Below are 24,021 nucleotides of genomic sequence, written 5' to 3' on the forward strand. Positions count from 1 at the left end.
GTCGCCAAGTGTCGGGTGACGGTGACGGTAACAACGAGGTGGCACGATAGGGGGATGACGATTCCCACGATCACCCTCAATTCTGGCCGCACCATCCCCCAGCTCGGTCTGGGCGTATTCAAGGTGGATCCCGCCGACACGGAGCGGGTCGTCACCGAGGCCTTCGAGCTGGGCTACCGGCACATCGACACGGCCGCCATCTACGGCAATGAGGAGGGTGTGGGCAGGGCGATCGCCGCATCCGGAATTCCGCGCAGCGAACTGTTCATCACCACGAAGCAGTGGATCACCGAGCAGGAGACGGCGAAGACGCGCCCCGCGATCGAGGCGAGCCTCGAGAAGTTGGGCCTCGAGCGTGTCGACCTGTATCTCATCCACTGGCCGGCGCCCCGCAACGACAGGTATGTAGAGGCGTGGCATTCGCTGGCCGAGTTCGCCGAGGACGGGCTCGCCGTCTCCATCGGTGTCTCCAACTTCTTGGTGCCGCAGTTGCAGCGCATCATCGAGGAGACCGGCACGGTGCCGGCCGTCAACCAGATCGAGCTGCACCCGGCGCTGCAGCAGCGGGAGGCCGCCGACTTCAGCCGCCAGAACGGCATCGCCGTGGAGGCGTGGGGGCCGCTCGGGCAGGGCCGTTACGACCTCGCAGCAGAGAAGCCGATTGCGGATGCCGCGGCGGCGCACGAGCGGACGCCCGCGCAGGTCGTGCTGCGCTGGCACATCCAGCAGGGCAACATCGTGTTCCCCAAGTCGACCCGTCGCGAGCGTCTCGCCGAGAACCTGCGACTCTTCGACTTCGAGCTGAGCGCCGAGGAGATGGCCGCCATCACCGGGCTGGAGCGCGACGCCCGTGGCGGCAGCCACCCGAACGACGTGAACTGATCGGCGGATGAACCGCCGCATCGTCATACTCGGCCTCATCGGGCTGATTGTCGGATTCTTCTCAGGCCTCTTCGGGGTCGGTGGGGGCATCATCCTGGTGCCGCTGTTGGTACTGTCGCTGCACTACCAGCAGCGGCAGGCGAGCGGGGTGTCGCTCGCCGCCGTTCTGCCCAGCGCCGTCGCCGGCATGATCGGCTACGCCAGCCGCGGCGAGGTCGACTGGGTGGCCGGGCTTGTGCTCGCCGCGGGAGCCGTCTGCGGTTCGCTGCTCGGCACCTGGCTGCTGCACCGGCTGCCGCAGAAGCTGCTGCGCTGGATGTTCATCGTCTTCCTCATCGCCGTCGCCATCCGGATGCTGTTCCTGGTTCCCGACCGCGGCGCTGAGCTCGAATTCACGCCGCTGATCATCGGCGGGCTGCTCCTGCTGGGGCTCGTCACCGGCATCCTCTCCGGCCTTCTCGGCATCGGAGGGGGCGTCGTCGTCGTGCCGGCGCTCATGCTGCTCTTCGGCGTCGGCGACCTGGTCGCGAAGGGCACATCGCTGCTCATGATGATCCCCACCGCCATCACCGGCACGCTGGCCAACGCGCGGCGCGGCAACGTCGACCTGCGAACATCCGCCATCATCGGACTGCTCGCGATCCCCGCATCATTCGGCGGGGTCGCAGTGGCGGCGATCATCCCGCCGCAGCTGGGCAGCATCCTGTTCGCGCTGCTGCTCGCGTACAGCATCGGCCAGCTCACCTGGACGGCGCTGCGGGAGCGCCGCCGCGAGTAGCCCGCACCCGCTGGTCGGGGTTTCTGGTTGGTCGAGGTGGTGCGGTCTGCCGCGCCAGTCTCGAGACCAGCCTCGCGGGTAACCCGCTACGGGTAGAGGCGCGTGTGCGTCCACCCGGCGGGCGTGAGCTCGTAGCGCAGCCGGCGGTGCAGCCGGTCGACGCTGCCGTGCCAGAACTCGATCGTGTCGGGCCGCAGCAGGTAACCGCCCCAGTCGGCGGGCCGGGTGAGCGCAAGCCCAGCAGCAGCCAGGCTGTCGGCCTCGGCGCGCAACCCCGCGGGGTCGGCGAGCGGCTCGCTCTGATGCGATGCGACCGCGGAAGCCTGCGCCGCGATCGGCCTGGCGGCGAACATCGCATCCGATTCGGCGGCGGCGATGGGGGTGACCCGCCCGCTCAGCCGCAACTGCTGCCGCGTCTCCTTCCAATACATGAGCGCTGCGGCGTACGGGTTCGCGGCCAGCTCGGAACCCTTCGCACTGCCGCCGCTGCTCACGAACAGCAGGCCGGATGCGTCGAGCGACTTCGCCAGCACGGTGCGGTTCGAGGGTCTGCCGTGAGCATCAGCGGTGGCGAGTGATACGGCGAAAGGCTCGGCGACGCCGACCCGCACGGCAGCGGCCACCCAGTCGCGCAGCACAGCGAACGGGTCTGAGGGCGGGGCGTCGAACTCGGGAAGCTCGAGGTCGATGGTTCCGCTGATCGTGTCGAGGTGCGGTGGTCTGCGCTGTGCGGTCACCCGAACAGGATATGCGTCCGGTCTCGGGACTGTCGCCGTGGACGGCGACACCTCGACCAGCGGTGGGCGGGCGTAGCGTGGGGGCATGCCCAATCGTCTCGCCGACGCCGTCAGCCCCTACCTGCGCGGGCACGCCGACAACCCGGTCGACTGGTGGCCGTGGGGTGCCGACGCCTTCGAGGAGGCTGCCCGCCGCGACGTCCCCGTGCTGGTGTCGATCGGCTACGCCACCTGCCACTGGTGCCATGTGATGGCGCGGGAGAGTTTCAGCGATGAGGCCCTCGCCTCCTACCTGAACGCGCATTTCGTGAGCGTCAAGGTCGACAGGGAGGAGCATCCGGATGTCGACGCGACCTACATGGCGGCGGCGGGCGCCTTCACGGGTGGGCTGGGGTGGCCGCTGAACGTGTTCGTGACGCCGAAGGGTCGCGCCTTCTTCGCGGGCACGTACTCGCCGCCGTTGCCGTTGCGCGGGCATCCGTCGTTCCGGCAGGTGCTGGAGGCGGTTCAGGATGCGTGGGCGAACCGCCGCGGGCAGCTCGAGGCGAGCACCGACGCGGTGACGGAGGCGCTCGCCGCCGCGGCCGCACCGCAGGTCGGTGCCGCGGTCGTCGAGCTGCGGCCCGCCGTGGAGCGGCTGCTCGCGCAGGAGGATGCGCTGTACGGGGGCTTCGGCTCGGCCCCCAAGTTTCCGTCAGCTCCCGTGCTGAACTTTCTGCTCGCATCCGGAGACTCTGACGGTGTCGGCCTGGCGCGGCGCACCCTGCAGCGGATGTCCGCCTCGCCGCTTCGGGACGCCGTCGAGGGCGGCTTCTTCCGCTACTCGACGATGCGCGACTGGTCTGAGCCGCACTACGAACGCATGCTGTACGACAACGCGCTGCTGCTCGACGCGTGCGTGGGCGCCGGCGACGAGGAGGTCGCGGCGGGTGTCGCCGGGTTCCTGATCGACGTGATGCAGCTGCCGTCGGGCGGATTCGCATCCGCGCAGGACAGCGAGAGCGACGTCGACGGCAGCTGGTCGGAGGGCGGCTACTACCGCCTCGACGCGGATGCGCGGGCGCGCCTTGTGCCGCCGCGACTCGACGAGAAGGTGCTCAGCGGATGGAACGGGCTCGCGATCGCGGCGCTCGCGCGGGCAGGATTCCGCTTCGCCCGGGAGGAGTGGGTGTCGGCCGGGCGGCGCGCCGCAGACCACCTGCTCGACCGGCACCTTGTGGGCGGACGGCTGGTGCGGGTGTCGCTGGGCGAACGGATGTCGGATGCGGTGGCCACGCTCGAGGACCACGGCATGCTCGCCGGCGGCCTGCTGCAGCTGGCGCTCGCGACAGGCGAGCCGCGCTACGCGGAGGCCGGGCGCGGGCTCATCGACGCGACGTTAGGCACTGGGGTGGGGTCTCGAGACGAGCGCCCTGGCGGGCGCTCCCTCGACCCGCAGAGTGCTGTCGCCGGTCGAGGTGGTGCGGTCTACCGCGCCAGTCTCGAGACCGCACCCGCGAGCAATCCCGCCCCCGTCATCCCGTTCGCTGCACCGGGCGGCGCCGACCCTGTGCTCGCCGCGCAGGGGCTGGCGCTCGCGGTCGACCCGTCGGAGGGCGCCTACCCGTCCGGTCTGAGCGCGTGCGCTCTGGCCGCGCACACCCTGTTCCTGCTGTCAGGCGAGCAGCACTACCGGGTGGCGGCCGAGACTGTCGCGACGCTGCTGGGTGAGCGCGCCGCGGAGCATCCGATCGCCTTCGGCGGCACCCTCGAGCTGTTGGCGCGCCTGGCGGGCGACGCCGTGCAGCTGGTGGTGGTGTCGGATGCCCCGGCCGGAGAGCTCGTCGCTGCAGCCCGCAGCATCCCGGCGTCGGTGACGGCGCTCGTGTCGCAGCCCCAGGCATCCGCCTTCGCTGCGGCGGGCTTCGAACTGTTCGCGGGGCGCGCCTCTGTCGACGGCCAGCCGACGGCGTACCTGTGCCGCGATTTCGTGTGCCGCCTGCCGGTCATGTCTGCGGACGCGCTGCTGGGCGCATCCGGAGTCTGAGCGCGTGACCGGTCTGCCGGCATCAGCTCCTGGTGGTCGGCTTCGGATGCTCCGCAGGAGAAATCTGCGAAACGCCGCAGGCTCCGCGCTCGCGGGCGGCGTGGCGGGCAGATTCTCCTGCGGAGCGGGCGGCCGCGGCGAGTTCAGCGCAGCGTGCGGCGCGAGCTGATGACCCCGGTGTCGAAGCCGAGCAGGTGCAGCCCGCCGTGGAAGCGGGCGTGCTCGACCTTGATGCAGCGGTCCATGACGACGGTGAGGCCGTTCTCCTCCGCGTGGCGGGCGGCATCCTCGTTCCAGATGCCCAGCTGCACCCAGATCGTCTTCGCGCCGATCGCCAGCACATCGTCGACGACCGCCGGGATGTCGCTCGCCTTGCGGAAGACATCCACAATGTCGGGCACCACCGGCAGCGACGCCAGATCGGGGTACGCCTTCTGGCCGAGGATCGTGTCGGCGTTCGGGTTCACGAAATACACCGTGTAGTCGCTCGACTGCTGCAGGTAGGTGCCCACGAAATAGCTGGACCGCGCCGGATTCGGCGACGCCCCGACGATCGCGACAGTCTTCGCGCGACGCAGGATGCCCAGGCGCTCCTTCGCGGACGGCCCCACCCAGGTGCGCTGCGACTTGAGCAGCTTCGCGAGCGGCGACGACGAGGGGAGCGAGCAGCTGAGCCCATTCGCCAGCTGAACCGTCTCGTGCGTCACGGTGCCGGTGTCACCTGTGGTGGCCATCACTTGGCTCCCTTCGTGGCGGCGTCGAGTGCCTGGTCGATGTCGTAGATGATGTCGTCGACGTCTTCGATGCCGACGCTGAGTCGCACCAGGCCGGCGCCGACGCCCGCATCGACGAGCTGCTGCTCGCTCAGCTGCGCGTGCGTCGTCGACGCGGGGTGGATGACGAGCGTCTTCGTGTCGCCGATGTTCGCCACATGGCTGGCCAGCTCGACCGACTCGATGAAACGCTGCCCCACCTCGCGTCCGCCCTTCACGCCGAAGCCGAAGACCGAGCCCGGCCCGATCGGCAGATACTTGGCTGCGCGGTCATGGTGCGGATGCGATGGGAGGCCCGCCCAGTTCACGTATTCGATGCGCGGGTCGGCTTCGAGCCACTCCGCAACCCTGCGCGCGTTGTCGACGTGCGCCTGCACCCGGTAGGGGAGCGTCTCGACGCCCTGCGCAAGGAGAGCCGCAGCATCCGCCGACAGAACCGGCCCGATGTCACGCAGCTGCTCCGCGCGCAGCCGGGTGAGGAACGCGTACTCGCCGAAGTTTCCGTACCAGTTGAGGCCGCCATACGACGGCACAGGCTCGTCGAAATGCGGGAACTTGGAGCTCGACCAGTCGAAGCGCCCCGACTCTACGACGGCACCGCCGAGTGTTGTGCCGTGCCCGCCCAAAAACTTCGTCGCGGAATGCACCACGACATCCGCACCCCACTCGATGGGCCGCAGAAGGTACGGCGTCGCGATCGTCGAATCCACGATGAGCGGAACGCCGTGCGCGTGCGCGACCTCCGCGAGCGCCTCGATGTCGGCGATCTCGCCCGACGGGTTCGCGATCGTCTCCACAAAGATCAGCTTCGTGCGGTCGGTGATCGCAGCCGCATAGTCGGCGGCGTCGGCGCTCCGCACGAAGGTCGTCTCCACACCGAAACGCCGCAATGTCACGTCGAGCTGCGTGACCGAACCGCCATACAGATTTGCGGATGCGACGATGTGGTCGCCCGCGCCGGCCAGCGACGCGAAAGTCAGAAACTGTGCGCTCAGGCCACTCGCCGTCGCGACAGCGCCCAGGCCGCCCTCCAGACTGGCGATGCGCTCCTCGAAGGAAGCGACGGTCGGGTTCGACACCCGGCTGTAGATGTTGCCGTACTTCTGCAGGGCGAAGCGGGTGGCGGCATCCGCGGTGTCATCGAACACGAAAGCGGTCGAACGGTAGATGGGGAGGGCGCGTGCGCCGGTCACCGCATCGGGGATGTTGCCTGCATGGATCGACCGGGTTCTGAAGCCCCAGTCGCGGTCCGTGGTGTCGCGTTCAGCCATGAGGCACAGGCTATCCGAGTGTCGCACGCGGGCCGCGGCGTATTACGCCCCGTTGCTCCCGGGCCAGCGAGGTAGGTGGCTCAGCGCCAGCCGGGCAGCCAGTAGTGGCTGCGGGTGAACAACTCCGGCGTCTGCATTCCTGTCGCCAGCGGGTAGAAGAACGCCGACACCAGCACGCACATCACCAACACCACGACGACGATGCCCACGCCCTGCTTTCGCCGCCACGGGGCATCCGTCGGCCGACCCAGGATCACGCCCAGCGTGAGCACCAGCCCCAGGATGAGGAACGGCTCGAACACGATCGAATAGAACTCGAAAGTGGTGCGGTTCGGGTACAGCAGCCACGGCACGAAACCCGCGGCGACGCCCGTGAGCACGAAGCCGGCGCGCCAGTCGCGGTGACGGATGAGGCGCACCACCAGGTAGGCGAGGGATGCGACGGCCAGCCACCAGATGATCGGATTCGGCAGCGTCGTAATGAAGCTCTCACAGGCCGCGGCGTCGCATCCGCCCTCGCCGTTCGCCGTGGAGAGACGGTACAGGGCTGTCGGGCGCAGCATCGGCAGCCACTGCCAGGCCGGCGACTGCCAGCCGTGATCGGAGGTCAGCCCCACATGGAAGTTGTAGGCGGACGTCTGGTAGTGCCACCAGCTCTGCCAGTCGAGCGGAACCCAGGCGAGCGCGCCCTCCCACGCGTTGCCGGGCGCCTCCGCCCAGCGCCGGTAGTAGCCGCCCGCCGTGGCGAACCAGCCGGCCCAGGATGCGATGTGCACGGCGAGCGCGATGGGCACCATCAGCACAAAACTGGCGGGGGCCTGCCGCAGCAGGGTGCCACTCGCCCAGAACTCGACGCCGGCGCGGCGGCGAGCCAGAGCATCCACCGCCAGCGTGTAGATCGCAAAGAACGCCAACAGGTACAGGCCGCTCCACTTGACGGCGCTCGCCGCGCCGAACGCGACACCCGCCGCGAGCAGCCACGGGCGCGCCCACAGCGCCGGGCCCCAGTCGATCGGCCGGTCGGCGGCGGTGCGTCGGGCCACCCACCAGCGCAGCCGCTCGCGCGATGGTCGGCGGTCGAGCAGCACGAACAGTGCGCCCAGCAGGCCGAAGAACATCAGGAAGTTGTCGAGCAGTGCCACCCGCGACAGCACGATCGCCTGCCCGTCGATCGCGAACAGCCCGCCCGCGACCGTCGCCAGCAGCGCCGACCGCAGCAGCAGTCGCGCCACCACCCACAGCAGCGCCACCGCCAGGATGCCGGTCAGCGCCACCGACACGCGCCATCCGACGCTCGATTCCGCGCCGAACACGGCCAGGCCGAGCGCGATCAGCCACTTGCCGAGGGGCGGATGCACAATGAATGAGCCCGCATCGAGGTAACTGTCTACGTTGCCCGCCTCGAATGCCGGATTCGGGTCATCCGGCCAGCTGCCCTCATAGCCGAGGTTCAGCAGCGTGTACGCGTCCTTCACGTAGTAGGTCTCGTCGAAGACAAGCGAATGCGGCTGGCCCAGATTCCACAGCCGCAGCACGGCGGCGAGCAGCGTCACCCCCAGCAGGCCCGCCCACTCGGCGACGCGACGCGCCCGCGGGGTGGACAGCAGCGCATCCCAGCGGGTGTCGACAGTGCTGCTCACCCGCCCATGCTAGCCAGCGCGGGTGACCTCGCGGGTCGAGGGGCACGGAGTGCCGTCTCGAGGCCACGGACGCGGGCTCGCGCATCCGCCGCCTCGTGCCTCCGTGTCGCCCTGCCTCCGCCCCCTCGCTGCCACCTCGCCGAGACTGCACGAATCGCACGTTTATGGCGCGAAACCGTGCACTTTGTGCAGTCTCGGCGAAGAGGGGTGTGTGTGTGTGTGTGTGTGTGTGTGTGTGTGTGTGTGTGTGTGTGTGTGTGTGTGTGTGGCTGGCGCGGATGCTCCGCGAGAGTACGCAGATCGCACGCTTGTGGCGAGATTGCGTGCGATTCGTGCAGTCTCGGCGAAGGGGCGGTGTGAACAACCCCGAGTGGCAGGATGGGCGGGTGATCATTCTTGCGGCGACGCCCATCGGAAACCTGGGCGACGCATCCGCCCGGCTCGTTGAGGCGCTCGGTACAGCCGAGGTCATCGCCGCCGAAGACACGCGCGTCACCGTGCACCTGATGCGCGCGCTCGGCATCGAGAACAGGCCCCGGCTGGTGCCGCTGCACGAACACAACGAGGTCGCCAAAGCCGCCGAACTGGTGGAGCTCGCCCGCAATTCGGATGTTCTCGTGCTGTCGGATGCCGGCATGCCCGCCATCAGCGACCCCGGCTTCGCGCTCGTGGCCGCCGCGGCCGCCGCCGGTGTGACCGTCACGGCGCTGCCCGGGCCGTCCGCCGTTCTGACAGCGCTCGCCGTGTCGGGCCTGCCGACGGACCGCTTCTGCTTCGAAGGGTTCCTGCCGCGCAAAGGCGGCGACCGGCGGCGGGCGCTCGCCGCGCTCGTGCGCGAAGAGCGCACCATGGTGTTCTTCGAATCACCGAACCGCCTGGCGGAAGCGCTTGCCGATGTGGCCGTCGTGTTCGGGGAAGGGCGTCGGGTCGTCGTCGCGCGTGAGCTCACCAAACTGTTCGAAGAGGTCAAACACGGCACGGCCGCCGAGCTGGCCGAATGGGCCGCCGGCGGGGTTAAGGGCGAGATCGTCGTGGTCGTCGCGGGCGCGGAACCCGTCACCGCATCGCTGGTCGACGGCGTCGCGCAGGTGCTCGCACTCGTGGCCGAAGGCATCCGCCTCAAAGAGGCCGCCACAGAGGTCGCCGAAGCGACAGGGCTCAGCCGGCGCGAGCTGTATGAAGGGGCGCTGGCTGCTCGGCGAAACTGACGTTGATCGGCGCCTTGGTTTCGATACGCTCGCTGGCGCTCGCTACTCAACCCGCGGGTATCCTCGCTGGCGCTCGCTACTCAACCCGCGAGGTCGGCTCGGCGGGTTGAGTAACGACGAAGGAGTGTATCGAAACCCTCCGCGCCGTCAGCTCGCGTCGAGGTCTGTCTCGAGCAGCGCCACGAGCGTGTCGAGCGCCTGGTCTGCGCCGTCGCCTTCGGCCGCGAGCGTCACCGTCTCGCCCTTCGCTGCGCCGAGCGCCATGACGGTGAGGATGCTCGCCGCGTTGCCGGCGGGTCCGTCGCCTTTGCGAATGGTGACGGGCACCGCCTGCTCTGTGACGGCGTTCACGAACAGGGTGGCGGGGCGGGCGTGTAGCCCGACGCTGCTGGCGATGACTGCGGTGCGTTCCGGCATGACGGTTCCTTCTTCTGGGGGTTGTCGCGGGGTGTGAGGGGTCAGACTGTGGCGGGTTGTGCCGAGGCGGGCGCCGAGGCGGGCGCCTCGACGGGCCGGCGCACCACCCAGCGCTTGAGCGCGATCACGAGCAGCGCCATGACGACGGCTCCTGCGGCGATGGCGACCACGAACATGGCGATGTTGTTGATGGCGAAGAACACGAAGATGCCGCCGTGTGGTGCCTGTGAGGTGACTCCGGCGGCCATGATGATGCCGCCTGTGATGGCGCTGCCGATGGCGCTCGCCGGGATGACGCGCAGCGGGTCGGCGGCGGCGAACGGGATGGCGCCCTCCGAGATGAAGGATGCGCCGAGCAGCCAGGCGGCTTTGCCGTTCTCGCGCTCGACGGGGGTGAATCGGCGGCGGGCGAGCACGGTTGAGGCGAGTGCCATGGCGAGTGGTGCGACCATGCCACTGGCCATGACGGCGGCCATGATCATCCACGGTGACTGGTTGGCGATGGTGCCCGCCCCGAGGCCGGCGACGGCGAAGGAGTAGGCGACCTTGTTGACGGGGCCGCCCAGGTCGAAGCCCATCATGGCGCCCAGGATGAGGCCGAGCGCGATGGCGGATGCCCCGGTCAGCCCGCTGAGGAAGTCGGAGAGTCCGGTGCTGAGCGCCGCGATGGGCCCGCCGAGCAGTACGACCATGAGGCCTGAGGCGAAGATGGATGCGAGCAGCGGGATGACGGCGACCGGCATGAGCCCGCGCAGCCAGTTGGGGGTGTCGAGCCTGCCCAGCCACCAGGCGGCGAGTCCGGCGAGCAGGCCGCCGATGATGCCGCCGATGAAGCCGGCACCCATGAGTCCGGCGACGGCGCCGGCGGTGAAGCCGGGCGCGATTCCGGGCCTGTCGGCGATGCCGTAGGCGATGTAGCCGGCGAGCGCGGGTACGAGGAAGCCCATCGATGCGGCGCCGATGCTGAATGCGGCCGAGCCCAGGTAGGCGAGCACGCCGCCGTCGGGCAGGTTCCACAGGCTGTTCTCGAGGATGACCTTGCCTGCGACATCCGTGATGTCGTAGCCGCCCATGAGGAAGCCGAGCGCGATGAGCAGTCCGCCGCCGGCGACGAAGGGGATCATGTAGCTGACGCCGGTGAGCAGCGAACGCTTGAGCGTCTGGCCGATGTGCTCGTCCTTGTTCGTCGGCTCTTTGGCGGCACCGGAGCCGCTGCTGCCCTTCACGCGCGCCGCGTTCGGGTCGGATGCTGCGGCGACGGCCTCCTCGATCATGGCGTCGGGCGCGTCGATTCCTCGTTTGACGGGTGCCTGCACGAGGGGTTTGCCGGCGAAGCGGTCGCGGTCGCGCACGTCGACGTCGACGGCGAAGATCACGGCGGATGCTGCGGCGATCACGGCGGGGTCGAGCGGCTTCGCGCCGGCGGACCCCTGCGTCTCGACGTGCAGGGTGACCCCGGCGCGCTTGGCGGCGGCGGCAAGGGCGTCGGCTGCCATGTAGGTGTGCGCGATGCCGGTGGGGCACGCGGTGACGGCGACGATGCTGGGGCGACCCTGGGCATCCGGGGCTGCGGGTGAGGCGGATGCCTCAGATTGAGCGGATGCTTCGGGCTGGCCCGATTCGGCGGGCGCCGGTGCGAGCGCCCCGTCGACGATGGCGACGACCTCCTCTGCGCTGCCCGCGGCCCGCAGCGAGGCCACGAACTCGGGGACGACGAGCGAGCGGGCGAGCGTCGACAGCAGCACGAGGTGCTGCTGGTCGGCGCCGGCGGGTGCCGCGATGAGGAATATGAGGTCGGCGGGGGCGTCGGATGCGCCGAAGTCGACGGCGGGCCGCGGCCGGGCGAACACGAGTGTCGCCTCGGTGACGGCCTCCGAGCGGCAGTGCGGGATGGCGATGCCACCGGGCACGCCGGTGTCGGTCTTCTGCTCGCGCGCCCACGCATCCGCGAACAGCGCCGCGGCATCCGTGGCTCTGCCCTGTTCTGCGACGAGCGAGGTGAGCGCGCGGATGACGCCTTCGCGTTCGGTTCCGAGGTCGGTGTCGAGCAGTACGAGCTGCGGGGTGATGAGTGACGTCATTGCTACTCCTTGGTGTCGGTGGAAGGGGTGGGGGTGGTCGTGCTGCGAGAGGTGAGCGAGCTGGGAGAGGTGAGAGGGGCGACGCTCGCGTCGTGGGGTCGCGTCTGCCCCGGAGTCGGCACCGTGCTGCCGGCGAGCGCTGCTGCCGCGGCGCCGTGGGCGACCGCCTGCGCGAGCCTGCCCTCGGGCGAGGCGCCGCGCTGCTGCGCATACAGGTAGCCGGCGAGCGAGGAGTCGCCCGCGCCGACGGTGCTGCGCACCACGATGGGCGGCATGGTGGCGTGCCAGGCGTCGTCAGCGGTGACCAGCACCGCGCCGTTGCCGCCGAGTGTCGCGAGCACGGCACGGCAGCCGCGTTCGACGAGCAGGCGGGCCGCGGATGCTGCCAGTCGCGGGTCCGCCTCGATCGCGTCGGCATCGCCGCCGACGAGTTCCGCCAGTTCCTCGCCGTTCGGCTTCACCAGGTCGACGCCGACGCCCGACTCCACGAGGGCCAGCATGGGCGCGCCCGAGGAGTCGACCGCGATGAGAGGAGGGGTACCGTCGGATGCCGCGCGCACGGCGGTCACCACCCGTGCGTAGAAGTCGGGGGAGAGACCGGGCGGCAGCGAGCCGGCCAGCACGAGCCATTCCGCGCGCTTCGCCTGCGAGACGATCACGTCGATGAGGGCCGCCTCATCCGCGGGGCCCAGCGTCGGGCCGGGCTCGTTGAGTTTCGTCGTCGTGCCGTCCGGCTCGGTGACGGTCACGTTGGAGCGCACCCGGCCGGCGATCGTCACATTGGCGATGGGGATGCGTTCGGCGCGCAACGCGACCAGCATCGGGTCGGAGGCGTCGCCGGGCAGCACGGCGACCGTGTCGAGGCCGCTCGCGATGAGCGCCCGTGACACGTTCACGCCCTTGCCGCCGGGCTGCTCGTGCGAGGCAACAGCCCGCTGCACCTCGCCGCGGGCGAGGGCCGAGCCGAGCTCGATCGTGCGGTCGAGACTCGGGTTCGCGGTGACGGTGACGATCATGCGATCACCGTCTCGACGTCGGATTCCTGCAGTGCCTGAGTGAGTTCCGCATCCGGGGCACCATCGGTCACGAGCGTGTCGACGTCGCCGAGCGCGGCGAAGGAGACGAGCGTCTCGCCACCCAGCTTGGAGGCGTCGACGAGCGCGACCGCGCGGCGCGCACCGTGTGTGAGGGCCGACTTGACGGCGGCCTCATCGGCGTCGGGCGTGCTGAAGCCGAACTCTGCATGCACCCCGTTCGCGCCGATGAACGCCACATCGGGGCGCAGCCCGGCAAGCTGGGCGAGCGCCGTCGGCCCCACGGCCGCGCTCGTGATGGTGCGCAGGCGGCCGCCGATCAGCTGCACCTCCACATGCGGGTTCGTGTTGACGGCCTGGGCGATCAGAATCGAATTGGTGATGACCACGATCGACTGCTGCGGGGCATCCGGGGTCCACTGCGAGAGCGTGTGCGCGAACAGCCCCGTCGTGCTGCCGGCGTCGATGGCGACGGCGCCGCTGAACGAGCCCGGGATGAATGCCATCGCGGCGCGGGCGATTCGTTCCTTCGCGCCCGTGTTGAGCATCCGGCGGCTGTCGATGCTCTCCTCGGCGAGGCTGATGCGACTCACGGGCACCGCACCGCCGTGCACCCGGCGGGCGAGGCCTTTGGCCTCCAACTGGTCGAGGTCGCGCCGGATGGTCTCGTTCGAGACGTCGAATTCGGATGCGAGGGGGGCCACGGAGACGCGGCCGGCGGCCTCGAGGCGGGTGACGATGAGCTGCTGGCGCTCCTCTGCGTACATCGCGTCTCCTTCGACATCCGTGCCGGGTTCTGTGATCCCGAGCCTGCGTTTATGAGAGAGTACGCCCGCTTCTGTGGCTTTGCAAGTAAATGCCACACATTCCCACATCGCGGCGCCGAGGCATCCGTAATGCACCGCCGTGAATCGTAGGATGGACACCATGTCCTCCGGCACGCCGTTCTATATCGCCACGCCCATCTTCTATGTGAACGATGTGCCCCACATCGGGCACGCCTACACGGAGGTCGCGGCCGACGTTTTGGCACGCTGGCACCGCCAGTCGGGTGACGACACGTGGCTGCTCACCGGCACCGACGAGCACGGTCAGAAGATCCTGCGCACCGCCGTTGCCAACGACGTCAGCCCCAAGGAATGGGCCGACAAGCTCGTCGAGGAGGCGTGGAAGCCGCTGCTGGAGACCATCAACATCTCCAACGACGACTTCATCCGCACCACCGACCAGCGGCACGAAGACGGCGTCAAGCTGTTCCTGCAGCGCCTCTACGCCGACGGCTTCATCTACCAGGGCGAATTCGAGGGCCACTACTGCGTCGGCTGCGAGGAGTACAAGCAGCCGGGCGACCTCGTGCCGGGCACGGGCGAGTACGAGGGGCAGCTGGTCTGCGCCATCCACTCCAAGCCCGTCGAGGTGCTCAAGGAGACCAACTACTTCTTCAGGATGAGCGACTTCGAGCAGCCGCTGCTCGAGCTGTACCGCAGCAACCCCAACTTCATCCAGCCCGAGTCGGTGCGCAACGAGATCGTGCAGTTCGTCAGCCAGGGGCTGCGCGACCTGTCGATCTCGCGCTCCAGCTTCGACTGGGGCGTCAAGCTGCCGTGGGATGACAGCCACGTTCTGTACGTGTGGTTCGACGCGCTGCTCAACTACATCACCGCCATCGGCTACGGCACCGACGACGAGAACTTCCGGCGCCGCTGGCCCGCCGTGCAGCTCGTGGGCAAGGACATCGCCCGCTTCCACGCCGTCATCTGGCCGGCCATGCTCATGGCGGCCGGGCTGCCCGTGCCGAAGCGCGTGTTCGGCCACGGCTGGCTGCTCGTCGGCGGCGAGAAGATGTCCAAGTCGAAGCTCACGGGTATCGCGCCCAGCGACATTACCGACACATTCGGCGTCGACGCGTTCCGCTACTACTTCATGAGCGCCATCCACTTCGGGCAGGACGGCTCCTTCAGCTGGGAGGACCTCTCGGCGCGCTACCAGTCCGAGCTGGCCAACGGTTTCGGCAACCTCGCATCCCGCGTCATCGCCATGATCAACAAGTACTTCGACGGCGTCGTGCCCGCCCCCGGCAGCTACACGGATGCCGAGCTGGGCATCCAGAAGACCGTCGCGGATGCCGCCACAACAGCCGATGCCGCCATCGAGCGCCTCGCCATCCATGAAGCCATCGAGGCGATCTGGACCATCGTCGACGAGCTCAACGGCTACATCACCCTGCAGGAGCCGTGGGTGCTCGCCAAGTCGGAGGAGACCCGCGAACGCCTCGGCACCGTGCTGTACACGACGGCGGAGGGCCTGCGCGCGCTCGCCGTTCTGCTGTCGCCGGTGATCCCGGAGGCGACCGCCAAACTGTGGGCGGCGCTCGGCTTCGACACGGCCGTCGACGAACAGAAGATCACGGATGCCGGTGGCTGGGGCATCCTGCAGCCCGGCCAGAAGATGGGCACGCTCGCCGCGCTCTTCCCGCGCATCGAGCAGGACGCCCCGGCGCAGGAGACCGCCGCAGGATGAGCTACCCGGCGCCGCCCGAGGCACTCACCGTGCCCGTCTACGACAACCACACCCACCTGGAGATGGGCGGCGACGGCTCGCGCCTCGACTACTCCGAGGCCCTCGACCTGGCCGGCAGCGTCGGCGTGCGCGGCGTCGTGCAGGTGGGCACGGATGTCGCCAGCTCGCGATGGTCGGCCGAGATGGCGGCACGGGAGCCGCGGATGCTCGCCGCCGTCGCCATCCACCCGAACGATGCTCCCGAGCTTGAGGCAGCGGGCACCCTCGACGCATCACTGGCCGAGATCGACGAGCTGGCGGGCCGCCCGCGTGTGCGCGCCGTCGGTGAGACGGGGCTCGACTTCTTCCGCACGGGGGAGGAGGGGCGTGCCGCCCAGTTCCGCTCCTTCGAGGCGCACATCGAGATCGCGAAACGGCACGGCCTGGCGCTGCAGATCCACGACCGTGACGCGCACGACGCCGTCATCGAGACGCTGCTGCGTGTCGGTGCACCGGAGCGCACCGTCTTCCACTGCTTCTCCGGCGATGCCGACATGGCGCGGCTGTGCACCGACAACGGCTGGTACCTGTCGTTCGCCGGAACGGTCACCTTCAAGAACGCGCCCAATCTGCGCGAGGCGCTCGAGGCGGCGCCGCGGGATCGCATCCTGATCGAGACGGATGCCCCCTACCTGACCCCTGCGCCGCACCGCGGCAGGACCAACGCCTCGTACCTGATCCCGGTGACGCTGCGCTTCATGGCCGAGCACATCGGCACGGAGCCGTCGCTGCTGGCCGCGCAGATCGCATCCAACACGGAGGCCGTCTACGGCAGCTGGGACACCGACCTTGTGAGCACGCCGCCCGTCAGCAGCCTGCCGCCGCACCCAATCGCATGAGCGGCGAGCAGAAACCCGTAACCTCGTCCGGCCTCCTGGGCCCCGCCGAGATCCGCGACCTGGCCGAACTGCTCGACCTTCAGCCGACCAAGAAGCTGGGGCAGAACTTCGTCATCGACGCCAACACGGTGCGGCGCATCGTCAAGGCCGCCGGCGTCACCGGCGAGCACCCCGTCGTCGAGGTCGGGCCGGGGCTCGGCTCGCTCACCCTCGGGCTGCTCGAGACAGGCGCGGCCGTCACCGCCGTCGAGATCGACCCGCGGTTGGCCCGCCAGCTGCCGCTCACCGTCGACGCCCTGCAGCCGGATGCTCACCTCACGGTCGTTCTGCACGACGCGATGACGATAACCGAACTTCCCGGCGAACCCACCACCCTCGTCGCGAACCTGCCATACAACGTGTCCGTGCCCGTGCTGCTGCACTTTCTCGAACACTTCCCGTTCATCACATCCGGCCTCGTCATGGTGCAGGCGGAAGTCGGCCAGCGCATCGCCGCCGAACCGGGCAGCAAGATCTACGGCAGCCCCAGCGTGAAAGCCGCCTGGTATGGGCACTGGCGCACCTCAGGGCTCGTCAGCCGGCAGGTGTTCTGGCCGGTGCCCAACGTGGACTCCATCCTCGTCGGCTTCACGCGGCGCGAGCAGGAGCTCGGCACGGAGGAGGAACGCGTCGCCGTGTTCGCCCTCGTCGATGCGGCGTTCGGACAGCGGCGCAAAATGCTGCGCCAATCGCTCTCCGGAGTCCTCGGAAGCTCGGCCGAAGCATCCGCCCGGCTCGAGGCGGCAGGCGTCGCCCCCACGCAGCGCGGCGAACAGCTCACCGTGCACGACTTCCTGCGCATCGCCCGCAGCGCCTGAAGCCTCGACCGGCGTCGCAAGCGCGCGTATGGTGACCCTATGGCCGCTGTTTCGGGAAGCAACGTTTCAGACACCAGGCTGATCGCGGCCACGGGCAAGACCCGTGGCGAATGGCACGCGCTCCTCGACGCCGAGAATGCCGCCACCTGGCCACACCCAGACATCGCTAAATGGCTCCACCGTGAACACGGCGTCGACGCGTGGTGGGCGCAGGGAATAACCGTCGGCTACGAGCAGGCACGCGGGATTCGCGCCCCCGGCCAACAAGCCGACGGAACCTTCGTGGCCGGCTCCAGCACGACCGTCGACGGCGAACTGCAGAGCGTGCTCGAGAAAGCCATCACAATATTCAGTGACCATCTGGGCAGCTCCCCCGTCAGCATCAGCAGGGCCGCGAAGCATCCGACCGCCCGCTGGTCACTGCCCGACGGAACAGGCGTGCTCGTCACCGTGAGCCCCGCCGCCATCGGAACCGTCGGCAGGGCGCGAGTTGCCGCGACCCGCACCAGACTGGCGACAGAGGATGCGCTCGACGGCGCCAAGACGGAACTCGCCACCGTGCTGCAGCGCTTCGGGGAGTAGCGGCTGCGTCATCCGCAGACAGGGCGTTCGGATAGGTTTATTCCATGACGACGTCCGGCTCGCCCCGAATGACGCACGCTCGTGCGCCAGGCAAGTTGAACGTGTTCCTCAAAGTGGGGGCACTCCTCGACGACGGCTACCACGACCTCGCCACCGCCTACCAGGCCGTATCGCTGTACGAGGATGTTCGGGCGTACCCGGCAGACGACTTCTCTGTCGCATTCGGCGGATCGATCGACACCTCCGGGCTCGCCACCGACGGCTCCAACCTGGCCATCAAGGCGGCACGGCTGCTGGCGCGGGTCGCCGACTTCCGCGGCGGGGTGCGGCTCGAGATCGACAAGAACGTGCCCATCGCCGGCGGCATGGGCGGCGGATCGGCGGATGCTGCGGCCACACTCGTCGCCTGCGACGCCCTGTGGGGCACCGAGCTGGGCCGCGAAGAGCTGCTCTCGCTGGCATCCCAGCTGGGCGCGGATGTCCCCTTCGCCTTCACCGGCGGAACAGCCATCGGCACCGGCCGCGGCGACCAGCTGAGCCCCGCCCTCGCGAAGGGGCAGTTCCACTGGGTGCTCGCGCTCGCCGACTTCGGCATGAGCACCCCCGGCGTGTACAGCGAACTCGACCGGCACCGCGAACGGCACGCGCAGGACATCTTTCCGGCAGAAGTGCAGCCGCACGTCGACATGGCGGTGCTACAGGCGTTGCGAGCCGGCGACCCCGTCATGCTCGCCTCCGTGCTGCACAACGACCTCCAGGCGCCCGCCCTGCACCTCGAACCGGGGCTGTCATCGATCATCGAACTGGGCGAGGAGAACGGCGCGCTCGCCGGCATGATCTCCGGCTCAGGCCCGACCGTCGCATTCCTCGCGGCTGACCTCGACAGTGCGCTCGAACTGCAGGTGGCGCTCAGCGCGGCCCGCCTCAAAGTGCTGCGGGCCACGGGCCCCGTGCACGGCGCCCGCCTCATCGCCGACTGAGCGCCGCCGGGGCCCGCCCCGCGCGCCGCCCCGCGCGCCGCCCCGCGCGCCGCCCCGCGCGCCGGCCCCGCGCGCCGCCCCGCGCGCCGGCCCCGCGCGCCGGCCCCGCGCGCCGGCCCCGCGCGCCGGCCCCGCGCGCCGGCCCCGCGCGCCGGCCCCGCGCGCCGGACCGCCCTGCCTTCGCCCCTCGCGCCCACCCGGCGCCCACCCTCTCTTCTTCGCCGAGACTGCACGTATTGCACGCTTTCGCGCGCAAACCGTGCGATTCGCGTACTCTCGCCGAGCATCCGGCTCACCCGCACTCTCTTCTTCGTCGAGACTGCACGTATTGCACGCTTTCTCGCGCAAACCGTACGATTCGCGTACTCTCGCCGCGCATCCGGCTCACCCGCACTCTCTCCTTCGTCGAGACTGTACGTATCGCACGCTTTCTCGCCTAAACCGTACGATTCGCGTACTCTCGCCGCGCATCCGGCCCACCCGCACTCTCTCCTTCGTCGAGACTGTACGTATCGCACGCTTTCGCGCGCAAACCGTGCGATTCGCGTACTCTCGCGGAGTATCCGGCCCACCAGACGCTGCCGCCACCCGCCCCTCCACACGCGCGAGCCTTCCCCATCTCGTCGAGACTGCACGTATTGTACGCTTTCGCGCTCAAACCGTGCGATTCGCGTACTTTCGGCGGGGTGTTCGGCGCGAGAACTGCTCAGAGCTGTGCGCCGCGAGAGCGCAGGCGAGACCGGATGCGCACCAGCGTCTCGTGCTGCGCGCGCAGGATGTCGTCGGCTGAGACAAAAACGACCGTCCAGCCCTCATCCTCGATGCGTTCTCGCCGGGTGATGTCGAGCCGAAAGCGCTCCTTCTCCCGGTGGTGTTCGCCCTGATATTCGACCGCGATCTTCTGCTCGACGTACGCCAGGTCGACCATCGCGATGAGCGCGCCGTGCGGTCCGAAGATTCGATGATTCAGGGCGGGCCGCGGCAGGCCACCACGCTCGAGGAGCAGCCGGGTGAGTGTTTCCATCCGCGACATGGCCCCGTAGCAGACCTGCTCGAAGGCTTCGATGAGTCGCCGGATGCCGCGGCGCCCCGCCCTCGCAAGCACAGCCGCCTCGAGCTCGCCGACCGTCACCAGCGGCGGAATGCCCGAGTACGGCTCGTCGCCGGTGATGAGGAAGTCGCCGATCGCGATCAGGTCGTCGACGTCGAGGATCGTCGACAGCTCGCACCACGTGTCGACCGCCGATGTGACGGGGATGCCGTCGACCGTCACGACCGTTGCGAGGTCACTCGCGTGGTGGCCGATCACGCCGCCCGCCCGCGGAAACCCCGCACCCGGGTCAGCGCTCACATGCAGCGCCGGCGCGTTGTCGTGCGCAAGCGGTAACGGCATTCCGTGGATGGTGGCCGCCGTTGTGTGACTGAAGTGCTGCGCTTCGAGCATCCGTCGTCTGTAGGCGTTGATCCTGTGCCGTGGTTCGCTGGCCTCGCCGTCGACATGCACGCCGTGGAATGGCCGCACGAGTTGCGGTGAGCGGATGCGTCGCTCGCTGAGGCCGGCCTCGCGGGCTTCGCGGCGGGTGAACGCGCGCCCGCGCAGGGGTGTGGGCAGCAGTAGGGGGCTTCGACATGCCCCCATGGTTGCGGAGTTCGGCATCCGCCCGGGAAGGTTATCCACAGGCCCCGCGGATGCTCGGCGAGAGTACGCGAATCGTACGGTTTGCGCGCGAAAGCGTGCGATTCGTGCAGTCTCGGCGAAGAGGAGAGAGTGCGGGTGGGGCGGATGCTCGGTGAGAGTGCGGGTGGGGCGGATGCGCGGCGAGAGTACGTGAATCGTACGGTTTGGGCGCGGAAGCGTGCGATACGTGCAGTCTCGGCGAAGAGGGGGGTGGAGGCCGTCCCGCGCGGGAGGTGCGGGGCGGGTGGCGGGTGTGTCGGGTGAGCCGGATGCTCGGCGAGAGTACGCGAATCGTACGGTTTGGGCGCGGAAGCGTGCGATACGTGCAGTCTCGGCGAAGAGGAGTGGGTGGGAGCGGGTGGGGAGGGTGCGCGAGTCAGAGTGAGTGGGTGGGAGCGGGTGGGGAGGGTGCGCGAGTCAGAGTGAGTGGGTGGGAGCGGGTGGGGAGGGTGCGCGAGCCAGAGTGGGAGGGGAGGAGCGTGCCGGGAGGCCCGGCCCGGGATCGGGCGCACAGGGGCCGGCCCGCCCGAGCGGGTAGTGTCGTCATACGTGGCACATCTTCTCGGGGCAGAGTCCCTTCACCTCGAATATCCGACGCGCGTCATCTTCGATTCTGTGACGATCGGGCTTGACGAGGGCGACAGGGTCGGCATCGTCGGCCGCAACGGCGACGGCAAGTCGACCCTCATGCGGTTGCTGGCGGGGCGCATCCAGCCGGATGATGGCCGCGTCACCGTGCGCAGGGGCGTCGAGATCGGCATGCTCGATCAGGCCGATGAGCTGGACGATTCGATTGTCGTCAGCGAGTCCATTGTGGGCGACAAGCAGGAGTACGAGTGGGCGTCGGATGCGCGCATCCGTGACGTCATCGAGGGCCTGCTGGGCGGCATCCCGTGGGAGGCGAAACTTGGTGAGTTGAGCGGTGGCCAGCGCAGGCGTGTGGCGCTCGCGAAGCTGCTCGTCGGCGACTGGGACGTGGTGTTCCTGGATGAGCCCACCAACCACCTCGACGTGGAGGGCATCGCCTGGCTGGCCGAGCATCTGAAGCGGCGCTGGCCGGCGGGGCAGGGCGGCCTTCTGGTCGTCACCCACGACAGGTGGTTCCTCGATGAGGTCTGCAATACGACGTGGGAGGTGCACGACCGCATCATCGAGCCCTTCGAGGGCGGCTATGCGGCCTACATTCTGCAGCGTGTCGAGCGCGACCGGATGTCATCCGTCACCGAGGCGAAGCGCCAGAATCTGATGAAGAAGGAGTTGGCGTGGCTGCGGCGCGGTGCGCCCGCGCGTACGGCGAAGCCGAAGTTCCGGATCGACGCGGCCAACGAGTTGATCGCGAATGAGCCGCCCGTGCGCGACAAGATCAGCCTGCAGTCGATGGCGATGCAGCGGCTCGGCAAAGATGTCGTGGACCTGCTCGAGGTGGGCGTCTCGTACGGCGAGAAGCAGGTGCTGCGCGATGTGGAGTGGCGCATCGCACCGGGCGAGCGCACCGGCATCCTGGGCGTCAACGGCGCGGGAAAGTCGACGCTGTTGGGGCTTGTCGCCGGCAGCGTGCAGCCGACCACGGGCCGGGTGAAGCGCGGCAAGACGGTGAAGATCTCCATCCTCGACCAGCAGCTGAACGATCTCACCGCGATTGCTCACGAGCCGGTTCGCGTGGTCATCGGGCGTCAGAAGAGCTCATATGTTGCGGGCGGCAAGGAGGTCACGCCGGGCCAGCTGCTGGAGCGGCTCGGCTTCGACAGTGCGCAACTGAGCACGCCCATCAAAGATTTGAGCGGTGGCCAGAAGCGCCGCCTGCAGCTTCTGCTCATCCTGCTCGACGAGCCGAATGTGCTCATCCTCGATGAGCCGACGAACGACCTCGACACGGACATGCTCGCCGCCATGGAGGACCTGCTCGACTCGTTCCCGGGCACGCTGCTCGTCGTCAGCCACGACCGGTACCTGCTTGAGCGGGTCACCGACCAGCAGTACGCGGTGCTCGGCGGGCACTTCAGGCATCTGCCGGGCGGCGTCGACGAGTACCTGAAGGTGCGGCAGTCGACGGATGCTGCGGGCTCCGCGGCCACGAAGGCTGCAGGCTCTGCGGCCCCCGCGAAGCCTGCCGGCCTGTCCGGTGCGGAGCTGCGCAACGCGCAGAAGGAGCTCGCCTCGGTGGGCCGCCGGCTGGAGAAGTCGGGCGAGAAGATCGCGGCCGTGCACGCCAAGATGGCCAGCCACGACCAGGACGACTATGTGGGGCTCGGCGAGCTGTCGAAGGAGCTCACGGAGCTCGACGGCCAGGCGGCCGAGCTGGAGACCCGCTGGCTGGAACTCACGGACCTGCTCGAGGGGTAGCGGGGCGCATTGGTCTCGAGGCTGGCGCCGTAGACCGCTGGCTGACTCGCTGCGCGAGCTGTCCCCATGCAATGCCGCTTCGCGCCATTGCACCTCGACCAGCGGATGGTCCCGCCGGTTGAGGAGGTCGAGGTACGAGGTCGTCTCGAAACCGCGCCCGCGAGCAACTGTGACGCTGCGTGAAGTCACACACCGTCATGCGATTTCGGTTGCGGCGTTGCGGAGTTCAAGCTTGTTGCACGCGTTCTTCGCACCCCACCACAGCATCCGAAAGGCAGTTTCACCATGTCCGGAAACACTCCCCTCATTGAGGCGCCCAAGAAGCGCGGCGGCCTGTATGCGCTCATCGCGGCGGCCGTTGTCGTTGTCATCGCGGTTGTCGTCGGCATCGTTGTCGCCGTGAACGGCGCGAACTCGTCGAACGCGGATGGCGGCGGTGCCGGCGACAATGCCATCACCGAGGGCAAGGGTTCTGCTGCTGATCCTGTCAAGATCGGCGTTGTCGGCGCATCCGACCCGTACTGGGAGCTGTACAAGGACGCGGCCGCCGATGAGGGCATCAGTATCGAGCTGGTGAACTTCAGTGAGTACCCGCTGCCGAACCCGGCGCTGACGGAGGGTGAGCTGGATCTGAACCAGTTCCAGCACATCGTCTATCTGGCGCAGTACAACGAGGATGCCGGTGAGGATCTGACGCCGATCGGTGCGACCGCCATCTACCCGCTCGCGCTCTACTCGACCCAGTATGACTCGGTGGATGATATCCCTGAGGGTTCCACGGTGGCCGTTCCGAATGACCCGAGCAACCTCGCGCGCTCGCTTCTTGTGCTGCAGTCGGCGGGGCTGGTCGAGTTGAAGGGTGGCGGCAGCATCTTCTCGTCGCTCGCTGACATCGACGAGGCGAACTCGAAGGTGAAGGTGACTGCCCTGGAGGCGGCGCTGACCGCAACCTCGCTGCCCGATGTCGCCGCCGCAATCCTCAACAACGACTTCGTTGCGGATGCCGGTCTCGAGTTCTCGGACGCGATCGCGAAGGACGACCCCACCGACCCCAACGCACTGCCGTATGTGAACGTGTTCGCGGCGCGTGCCGATGACAAGGACAACGAGCTGTACCTGAAGCTTGTGCAGATCTTCCAGGACACGAAGTCGGTGCAGGATGGCCTGATCGAGGTCTCCGGTGACACCGCGGTGACGCTGAAGACGCCCGTGGCTGACCTCGTCGCCTCGCTGGCGAAGGTGCAGTCGGACGTCGCAGCGCAGGGCTGACCTGCGCTGACGCATCCCCGCGCCCAGGGGCGCCGGCAGACCACCGCCGGTGCCTCTGGGCCTTCGC

20 protein-coding genes are annotated in these 24,021 nt (G+C 68.9%); 11 read left to right on the forward strand and 9 right to left on the reverse strand.

Annotated elements, in window-relative coordinates; genetic code table 11:
* The first annotated feature begins 54 nt into the window (after positions 1 to 54).
* Both FB562_RS01300 and FB562_RS01305 read left to right on the forward strand, forming a co-directional pair.
* Positions 55 to 882: an aldo/keto reductase gene (locus FB562_RS01300; protein ID WP_141879492.1), complete on the forward strand. Its 828-nt coding sequence runs from the start codon at positions 55 to 57 to the stop codon at positions 880 to 882.
* 7 nt (positions 883 to 889) lie between these two features.
* On the forward strand, positions 890 to 1,660 hold the full coding sequence (locus FB562_RS01305) for a sulfite exporter TauE/SafE family protein (protein ID WP_141879493.1): 771 nt from the start codon (positions 890 to 892) through the stop codon (positions 1,658 to 1,660).
* An 86-nt stretch (positions 1,661 to 1,746) separates the two neighbouring features.
* On the opposite strand, the gene FB562_RS01310 is transcribed toward FB562_RS01305, so the two are convergent.
* Positions 1,747 to 2,397, reverse strand: coding sequence for a pyridoxal 5'-phosphate synthase (locus tag FB562_RS01310; protein ID WP_221625350.1), 651 nt, complete (start codon positions 2,395 to 2,397; stop codon positions 1,747 to 1,749).
* Positions 2,398 to 2,482: 85 nt separating this feature from the next.
* Here FB562_RS01310 and FB562_RS01315 point away from each other — a divergent pair, with 85 nt between their 5' ends.
* Positions 2,483 to 4,423 carry a thioredoxin domain-containing protein gene (locus FB562_RS01315; RefSeq protein WP_141879495.1) on the forward strand — a complete coding sequence of 647 codons (1,941 nt, stop codon included), beginning with the start codon at positions 2,483 to 2,485 and terminating at the stop codon, positions 4,421 to 4,423.
* 143 nt (positions 4,424 to 4,566) lie between these two features.
* Here the strand turns inward: FB562_RS01315 and FB562_RS01320 are convergent, their stop codons facing one another.
* The 3 genes from FB562_RS01320 to FB562_RS01330 all read right to left on the reverse strand — a co-directional run bounded on the left by FB562_RS01320 (position 4,567) and on the right by FB562_RS01330 (position 8,107).
* A complete protein-coding gene (locus FB562_RS01320; RefSeq protein ID WP_141879496.1) occupies positions 4,567 to 5,157 on the reverse strand; it encodes a CoA-binding protein in 591 nt (196 codons plus the stop codon).
* Positions 5,157 to 6,467 (reverse strand): O-acetylhomoserine aminocarboxypropyltransferase/cysteine synthase family protein, encoded by a 1,311-nt coding sequence (locus FB562_RS01325; protein WP_141879497.1) that lies wholly within the window; start codon positions 6,465 to 6,467, stop codon positions 5,157 to 5,159. Before FB562_RS01325 ends, FB562_RS01320 begins: the two co-directional genes overlap by 1 nt.
* Positions 6,468 to 6,547: 80 nt before the next feature.
* Positions 6,548 to 8,107 (reverse strand): dolichyl-phosphate-mannose--protein mannosyltransferase, encoded by a 1,560-nt coding sequence (locus FB562_RS01330; RefSeq protein ID WP_141879498.1) that lies wholly within the window; start codon positions 8,105 to 8,107, stop codon positions 6,548 to 6,550.
* Between the two features lie 386 nt (positions 8,108 to 8,493).
* Between FB562_RS01330 and rsmI the strand changes: the two genes are divergently transcribed.
* Entirely contained in the window at positions 8,494 to 9,315 is an 822-nt protein-coding gene (rsmI, locus tag FB562_RS01335) for a 16S rRNA (cytidine(1402)-2'-O)-methyltransferase (protein WP_141881021.1), read from the forward strand.
* 147 nt (positions 9,316 to 9,462) lie between these two features.
* Here rsmI and FB562_RS01340 read toward each other — a convergent pair whose 3' ends face one another.
* The 4 genes from FB562_RS01340 to FB562_RS01355 are packed head-to-tail and all read right to left on the reverse strand — an operon-like array spanning position 9,463 to position 13,614.
* A complete protein-coding gene (locus FB562_RS01340) occupies positions 9,463 to 9,732 on the reverse strand; it encodes an HPr family phosphocarrier protein (RefSeq protein ID WP_141879499.1) in 270 nt (89 codons plus the stop codon).
* A gap of 41 nt (positions 9,733 to 9,773) precedes the next feature.
* Positions 9,774 to 11,813: a PTS fructose transporter subunit IIABC gene (locus FB562_RS01345; protein ID WP_141879500.1), complete on the reverse strand. Its 2,040-nt coding sequence runs from the start codon at positions 11,811 to 11,813 to the stop codon at positions 9,774 to 9,776.
* Between the two features lie 2 nt (positions 11,814 to 11,815).
* A complete protein-coding gene (locus FB562_RS01350) occupies positions 11,816 to 12,829 on the reverse strand; it encodes a 1-phosphofructokinase family hexose kinase (RefSeq protein WP_141879501.1) in 1,014 nt (337 codons plus the stop codon).
* Positions 12,826 to 13,614, reverse strand: coding sequence for a DeoR/GlpR family DNA-binding transcription regulator (locus tag FB562_RS01355; protein ID WP_141879502.1), 789 nt, complete (start codon positions 13,612 to 13,614; stop codon positions 12,826 to 12,828). Before FB562_RS01355 ends, FB562_RS01350 begins: the two co-directional genes overlap by 4 nt.
* Before the next feature lie 160 nt (positions 13,615 to 13,774).
* Here FB562_RS01355 and metG point away from each other — a divergent pair, with 160 nt between their 5' ends.
* The 5 genes from metG to FB562_RS01380 are packed head-to-tail and all read left to right on the forward strand — an operon-like array spanning position 13,775 to position 18,664.
* Positions 13,775 to 15,367: a methionine--tRNA ligase gene (gene metG, locus FB562_RS01360; RefSeq protein ID WP_141879503.1), complete on the forward strand. Its 1,593-nt coding sequence runs from the start codon at positions 13,775 to 13,777 to the stop codon at positions 15,365 to 15,367.
* Positions 15,364 to 16,245, forward strand: coding sequence for a TatD family hydrolase (locus FB562_RS01365; protein WP_141879504.1), 882 nt, complete (start codon positions 15,364 to 15,366; stop codon positions 16,243 to 16,245). The genes metG and FB562_RS01365 overlap by 4 nt, the downstream gene beginning before the upstream one ends.
* Positions 16,242 to 17,102, forward strand: a complete 861-nt coding sequence (rsmA, locus tag FB562_RS01370; protein ID WP_141879505.1) for a 16S rRNA (adenine(1518)-N(6)/adenine(1519)-N(6))-dimethyltransferase RsmA — start codon at positions 16,242 to 16,244, stop codon at positions 17,100 to 17,102. The genes FB562_RS01365 and rsmA overlap by 4 nt, the downstream gene beginning before the upstream one ends.
* Before the next feature lie 39 nt (positions 17,103 to 17,141).
* Complete coding sequence (locus tag FB562_RS01375) at positions 17,142 to 17,684, forward strand: hypothetical protein (RefSeq protein ID WP_141879506.1); 543 nt, start codon at positions 17,142 to 17,144, stop codon at positions 17,682 to 17,684.
* 44 nt (positions 17,685 to 17,728) lie between these two features.
* Positions 17,729 to 18,664: a 4-(cytidine 5'-diphospho)-2-C-methyl-D-erythritol kinase gene (locus FB562_RS01380; RefSeq protein ID WP_141879507.1), complete on the forward strand. Its 936-nt coding sequence runs from the start codon at positions 17,729 to 17,731 to the stop codon at positions 18,662 to 18,664.
* Positions 18,665 to 19,370: 706 nt separating this feature from the next.
* Here the strand turns inward: FB562_RS01380 and FB562_RS01385 are convergent.
* Positions 19,371 to 20,321, reverse strand: a complete 951-nt coding sequence (locus FB562_RS01385; RefSeq protein ID WP_141879508.1) for a DUF559 domain-containing protein — start codon at positions 20,319 to 20,321, stop codon at positions 19,371 to 19,373.
* Between the two features lie 570 nt (positions 20,322 to 20,891).
* Here FB562_RS01385 and FB562_RS01390 point away from each other — a divergent pair.
* Positions 20,892 to 22,685: an ABC-F family ATP-binding cassette domain-containing protein gene (locus FB562_RS01390; protein ID WP_141879509.1), complete on the forward strand. Its 1,794-nt coding sequence runs from the start codon at positions 20,892 to 20,894 to the stop codon at positions 22,683 to 22,685.
* Between the two features lie 285 nt (positions 22,686 to 22,970).
* On the forward strand, positions 22,971 to 23,954 hold the full coding sequence (locus tag FB562_RS01395) for a MetQ/NlpA family ABC transporter substrate-binding protein (RefSeq protein ID WP_141879510.1): 984 nt from the start codon (positions 22,971 to 22,973) through the stop codon (positions 23,952 to 23,954).
* Positions 23,955 to 24,021 lie beyond the last annotated feature (67 nt).

The sequence above is a fragment of the Homoserinimonas aerilata genome (assembly GCF_006716125.1).
GTDB lineage: Bacteria > Actinomycetota > Actinomycetes > Actinomycetales > Microbacteriaceae > Homoserinimonas > Homoserinimonas aerilata.